This is a genomic window from Shewanella sp. (genome assembly GCF_048265805.1).
GTDB lineage: Bacteria > Pseudomonadota > Gammaproteobacteria > Enterobacterales > Shewanellaceae > Shewanella.
The window spans coordinates 1-5,789 of the sequence record NZ_JBLXAT010000065.1 but is presented as its reverse complement, the minus strand read 5'-3'; the positions used below and the strand labels follow the sequence as shown (position 1 = coordinate 5,789).

General features: G+C 46.1%; 3 protein-coding genes and 1 pseudogene. All 4 read right to left on the bottom strand.

What is annotated here, in order from left to right:
* Nucleotides 1-190, bottom strand: a pseudogene (locus tag ACN0TT_RS20535) (diguanylate cyclase); the annotation flags it as partial.
* A gap of 756 nt (nt 191-946) precedes the next feature.
* A complete protein-coding gene (locus tag ACN0TT_RS20530; RefSeq protein ID WP_417763975.1) occupies nt 947-2,989 on the bottom strand; it encodes a DNA polymerase in 2,043 nt (680 codons plus the stop codon).
* Between the two features lie 66 nt (nt 2,990-3,055).
* Nucleotides 3,056-4,879 (bottom strand): hypothetical protein, encoded by a 1,824-nt coding sequence (locus ACN0TT_RS20525; protein WP_417763974.1) that lies wholly within the window; start codon nt 4,877-4,879, stop codon nt 3,056-3,058.
* A 1-nt stretch (nt 4,880) separates the two neighbouring features.
* The gene (locus ACN0TT_RS20520; protein WP_417763973.1) at nt 4,881-5,540 is read right to left on the bottom strand and encodes a hypothetical protein; all 660 of its coding nucleotides are present in this window, start codon (nt 5,538-5,540) and stop codon (nt 4,881-4,883) included.
* Between the last annotated feature and the right edge of the window lie 249 nt (nt 5,541-5,789).

Below are 5,789 nucleotides of genomic sequence, written 5' to 3'. Positions count from 1 at the left end.
GAGAAATTGATGCAATAACACCTTCTGAGTTTACGATTACCACTGAATTAAATGAATTTGTTTGATATTTTAATCTATCAACTTCATTCCTAAGGGTACTCTGGTCATGAAATTTAGTACTTAATATTTTGGCGCTATATCTAAGCTGTGACATGGATGAGCCAATAAATGCATTGGTCATTTCAGCCATCTTCTCGGCATAAACTCGATTTGACTCCATCGTGTTATCAATAATCAATGCTCTTTGAGTATGATAAATAGAATAGAAAGCGCTCGCCAAACTAACTATGACACTAAAAAAACATATTAGAAGTATTAGTTTTCTTAAGTTAATTTTTTTATACATTTATAAAAACCAGTTAGTCCCGAATTCAACCTTTCGAAGTTATACCATATAGGACCTCTTGGCAAACATTGGAGGTGATTTCCACTGTGTTTACCTATGTTTGAAGCATCATCACTTTCCGAGCGTTCTACTAAGAAACCCCCATTCCAAATGACGTCGACTCACCTTGAATGGACGCAAACTCATCTAAACCACCGAGATTCAAATATGCTCGTATTGAGAGTCCCTAGACAGTAGGTTCCTCAAGGCAAGCCAAAGCGTCTCGGATTCAAAGACGTACTTTCTATAAAGCTAATGATGCCGATGTTGAGTTGAAGCCTAATTAGAAGCGTTTTTTGTGGCGCTGGACTCAAAATCAAGAAGTGTTGTCAAGACAAGACAACTGGTCGTCTTAAACATAATGAGTTTATTGGGATAGGTCTAATGCGCAACTAAGTGTTCCGATCATATTAGGAAAATCAATCCAAAATTAACATCCTCAGAGCAAGCTGAGCATTTGTACTAACAAGCTTTGGGGCAGAACCGAGTTAGGGCAACCTGTCACATCGCAGAAGCTAAACGGGCAGGTCGCATTCAGACTAATCTGCTTTTTACATGCCGTCAGTGATTGGCAATCCAACGTTCAACACTGCCTGCATCCCCATCTTTAGTCCAGCAATGAGGGGCAGAGTCATTCAGGTCGATGCGTGGCTTGAGTTCAGGGAAGAATTCAACCACAGTCTGAATCATCACATTGGTTGTCAGTGTTCCGACTTCTTCCATATGATCTAAAGGTGCTTCGAATATAAAGGCGTCATGCATAGCCAGTATCAGCTTAGCACCATAGGGTTTGTAAAGTTGGTAGAGTCGATTTCCGGCTGCTTTGAACAGTGCCGCCGCTGTTCCCTGCACAGGCATATTCACCATCCAGTTTGTCTCGTGGCGGCTTAGTGCACCGCTATTAGAACGGTGGCGATGTAATCCGGTACTGGTGCTCACATAACCCCGATATGCTGCTTGTTGTGGCGCGGTTTCCATCATGTGTTTCAGGGTAGGAAACATCGCTAGGAACCGATTCATCAACTGTTTGGCTTCGAGTTCTGATATCTCAAGACGGCTACCCAGTCCGAAGGGGGATAGGCCGTACAGAATACCGAGTACACATGTTTTCATGATATCCCGCTTGTCTTTGTGCTTATGCTTGAAAGTGTCGGAATCGCATTGCCGATCTTCTTCATCTAGGTCGTTGGCATAGAACTCCTGAGCCATGACTGTGTAGATATCCCCCGCGTTGAACTTAGCAATCAGGTTCTTATCGTTGTAGACCGCAGCAGTAATGGCGACTTCAATCTGGGAATAGTCCGCTTCACCGATGCCATTTCCTTTCTTCGGGATGATGAGTGGACGCATTGCGCCAGGTAGTCCGAGCAGGTTCGGGCTGGCACAAGATTGTCTCCCGGTTACGACTTCCAGCTGTTTGTGCTCAGGGTGCACGCGATTATCGGAACCGATAATAGTAGGCCGAAGCAGTATATCTCTCTCAATGGCTTGAACCTTGCTAAATTCAGCCAGTAGGCCGATAGCAGGGTGGATATGGGCCAGATCTTTCAATAGTTGCAACTTGAAGCTGTACTTGCCGCCCTTGTTAAAATGAGTGAGTAAGTTGAGTTGACGGAAAAACGTTTCTTTTTGTTGGTGACTATTGGGATTGTCTAACCCCATTTGTGCCAGCTGATTTCTGAGCGCTTCCAGCTTAGGCGTACTGGCATTGAGCACAGCGTTGCATTTTTCCCGATCAACACTCACCCCATGCCACTCCATGGCTGCATTGGTGATGGTCCAGGGCATCTCCACCGTGATAAGGTGGTGGTAACTTCCCTGGAGGGTCAACTGCTGCATCTGAGACAGGTAAAGCTTTGCTGCAACAATAGCGTCTTCAGCTGCATAGTGGATCTGCTCGCGGGTAAATTCTCCACTGTCATAGTCAATAAAGGAGTGCTGCAAGTCTGATTTCACCAAATTGAATCGGTGGTGAATATCATAGCGGCTCGCCACGGTATTTAGTGCATAACGGATCCGATTGTTTTCAGCGTGCTCTGCTCTGGCGCAAATCTCTGCGTTCTCTGAATCAAATACCTGATCATTGTCAAACACATGCAGGCCCAGATATCGTGCTCTCTCGGCGATACAGGTGTCCCAGATAGTGCGAGGCTCAGTCAGACCCAATTGCCAGAGACAATGTAACTCGGCTTTGGCATGGTGGGCGATATAGGTCGTGGGCAGGTCAAGCAATGGCTGAAGAAGTTTCGGTTCTTTGAATTTAGTTAAATCAATAACATAATTGTGAAGATGCAACTGATTGTCTGTGTTGGTCATCAAGGTAACAGCCATCAATAGGGGTAGAATACTTCGGATATCCTGTTTTTGCTTGTTACCTCGAAGGGGGATTGCGGGGCGGCTGAACTTAAACTCAAAGTCTAGTGACGCGCCGGTCAATGGCAGCTGATGAGCTAGATGTATCAGATCTTCCAAGTCTTTTGGGGTTTCAATGTACGTCACCGCCGCGGAATCCATTGGCGGCAGCATTGGCAGTATAATAGCGCTTTTCTTTGGCTCGAATTCGGCTTCGTTAAATCGTTTTGCTAGTGCGGGCAATAAATTCATAATCAATATTCTCTCTTGGAAACGTAGGGCCGCCGGGTGGCCAGCAACCCTATAAAACAGTTTTATTTAGGCCTCTTGGCCACCCCAGTAGCGACGGACAGTGCGAACACCCATACTTAACTGCTCGGCTATTTGTTTTTGTGTCAGGCCTTGCTGCTTGAGTCGCTGTATTTCTTGCTTTTTGGCATCCGTTGCTCGAGTGCGCTGATTGGTAATGCAGAAATAAGCACGGGCTTCAGCGAGGTTGTTAAACTCTGCATCATATGGATAGCTAGGGTGCGGGTTATTCTGAAAAGTAATAACCTCGCATGGCGTTGTAAAAGGGCGCACCCGACCCACAGCTTGGATCACGGTACCCATTTCCAGTGTCTGTAACATCGGATCGGCTAATTGAGCTACATCTGTGTAGCGGTACTTGTTGTCAGCGATACGGGCGTGACGGCGGCGAGGATTTGGTGTGACTTTTATGTCGATATCCAACTGCTCGTCACTGGCGCGCATGTCTTGCAATGTATTGCCTAGGATCTTCGGTGTAACGTAGTAACTGTTCAGACAATATACGCAGTCGAATTTTTCGAACTGATTAATGCCAATGACCCCATAATGGATAACTGGCACACGAGTGACAGTGTCACTATGGGCATATTCTTCACCATCAACGAAATGAACATCAACTATCTCACGTGCTGCCAGCATGTCATTCAGCTTGTCGATGCAAAATTGCTTGTGATTCTTCTTTGAGACCAGGAGCACTTTCTTGCCATCACTTATGCGCTTGATTAGTAGCTCAAGAAAGAAATCCAGGATCTGTGCTGAGTTCTTCAGAAAGTTACTTGCAGTGCCCAAAGATGATGCGATATTCAGCCAAACGGTACCTTCACCTTTAAAAGTGGTGTCTTGGTAGAAGTTGTGAAAGTCCAGACCCAGCTTGTGCTTCAACAGGGCTTCATGCGTGGTACCGCTATACAGCAGAACATCGCAATCGGTTGCCAGCGGTGTTGCGGAGAATCGTATATCGCCAAATTCGGTCTTCTCCCGTGAGTCAGGCGGTGATTTCATCAATGCCTGAAGGTCAAAATGAATATTGCGATACTCTTCCGGCCAGTGGCGCTCTCCGATGGTAACCAGCTCTCTAATCTCTGCCGGAAATATAGGAGGCATTGACCAAACACCTGGCTCTCTCAGGTCATCGGTTGAGGCATCCAGTAGGGTTTGCAGAGTGAGTACACAAGCCTCTTTACGCTTCTGCGGTAGGTTTGACTCACATAGGCAGAAAATCAGGTTCGCGATTTCTTCCTGTGTGATGAGTCGACTGTAGGGCGTTAGCGATACGGTAGCTTCATCGAAGATAACCAGTACCTTCTCTGCGTTGCATTTAGCTTTCATGCGCGCAATGAAGTTCAGATCGTTTGCCAGGTGTGCTTGAGTTGCGAATAGCACTTGCGTGCCTTTTAGGGCATCACCATACTGATTGACCCAGTAGCATTTTTCTTGATTCGGGCAAAGGGCACAAATCGTACGTTTTCCAAGGATAGAGAGACCGCGTTTTTCATAGTCAGCCCAGTCGGCATTGCGCTGTTTACCGCATAACTCTTTGTCACGTGGACGAAGGTTAGTTACTTGGATGTTTTTAGGTGGGTGCTGGATATATTGGCGCTCATCAATGATGGCGCGAGTGGGGGCTAGTACGATAATTAGATCGTACTCTTCCGTTTCTATGCCTTTTGCTATCACGTCGTCCATGTTCGTGGATTTACCTACACCTACTGCCCAGTTAACCAGCAGGTGAGGATATTCCCGGAGAAGTGACAGCACATAGAGACCATTGTTAGTCTGTCTGTAACCAGCGAGCGCCAAAGCGCCGCTGATTGGATTCAGATTGGACCGCATCTTAAGCTGCCTTGTAGCCACGACACTCAAGCATTACTTTGATGCTTGGGATCGCTGCCAATTCTTGATTGGAGCACTTTTCGTACACGTCACTTAGCTTAATCTGACCGGTTGAGTATGCAGTGTTAAACGCTTCGATCTTTTCTTTGCCTAGATCTATGTTTTGAGGTACTGGCTTCAAATCAATAGTGTACTTATTGCGCTGACGACTCATCAGTAACATCATTGGATCTGGAGCGTCGAAGATCGGTAGGATTTGAGGTAAGGCGGCACCAGGATTGCTAGCATCAGTGATCGCTAAGACTTCAACCTGCTGTGAGCCAAAGTTAAACACTTGTAGCAGTAAGCGGCTGTATGCTTTGTTATCTGCATGGCATAGAGCACAGTCGTCACCGTTACATTGGACGTAGCCTTTTTTCTCAACAGTGTCCATCCAGTGGATTTTAACATCCTCATGCTCTGGACTAAATAACATTAAAGGAATTGCGCTTTCACCAACTTTAGCCAGTCCCAGCGTTGATTGGTTTGAGCTTGTTGTATTTGCCGCTACGCGGTTTTTCAGCGCTTGTATCTTTGCCTGCATGTCAGTCGAGGCATTATCAGAAGACAGTGCAGTAGAAACAGCGGTAGAGGCGGTTGTTAGTTGAGTGGTCGTGGTCATTTCGTATCCTTTGTACATCAAATTGTTAGACGTCGTGACCGTGATTGCGGTCACGACTAGAATTTACGTTTAATCGCGGAGCAAAGACATAAATGCATGTCTCAGCCATTCCCACTGAGTGGGTACGGCTTTTATTTCAGTAGGGTACTTTGTTCTTGGTGATATTGCTGACTATGGTCGAGGTCATCGTAGCCGCTGGCCACCATGACCTGGACCATTGTCAGCAATATCACCAAGAACAAAGTAACC

Coding starts and splice junctions, on each gene's coding strand:
- ACN0TT_RS20530 (WP_417763975.1), bottom strand. CDS start 2,989: ATGAATTTATTGCCCGCACTAGCAAAACGATTTAACGAAGCCGAATTC.
- ACN0TT_RS20525 (WP_417763974.1), bottom strand. CDS start 4,879: ATGCGGTCCAATCTGAATCCAATCAGCGGCGCTTTGGCGCTCGCTGGT.
- ACN0TT_RS20520 (WP_417763973.1), bottom strand. CDS start 5,540: ATGACCACGACCACTCAACTAACAACCGCCTCTACCGCTGTTTCTACT.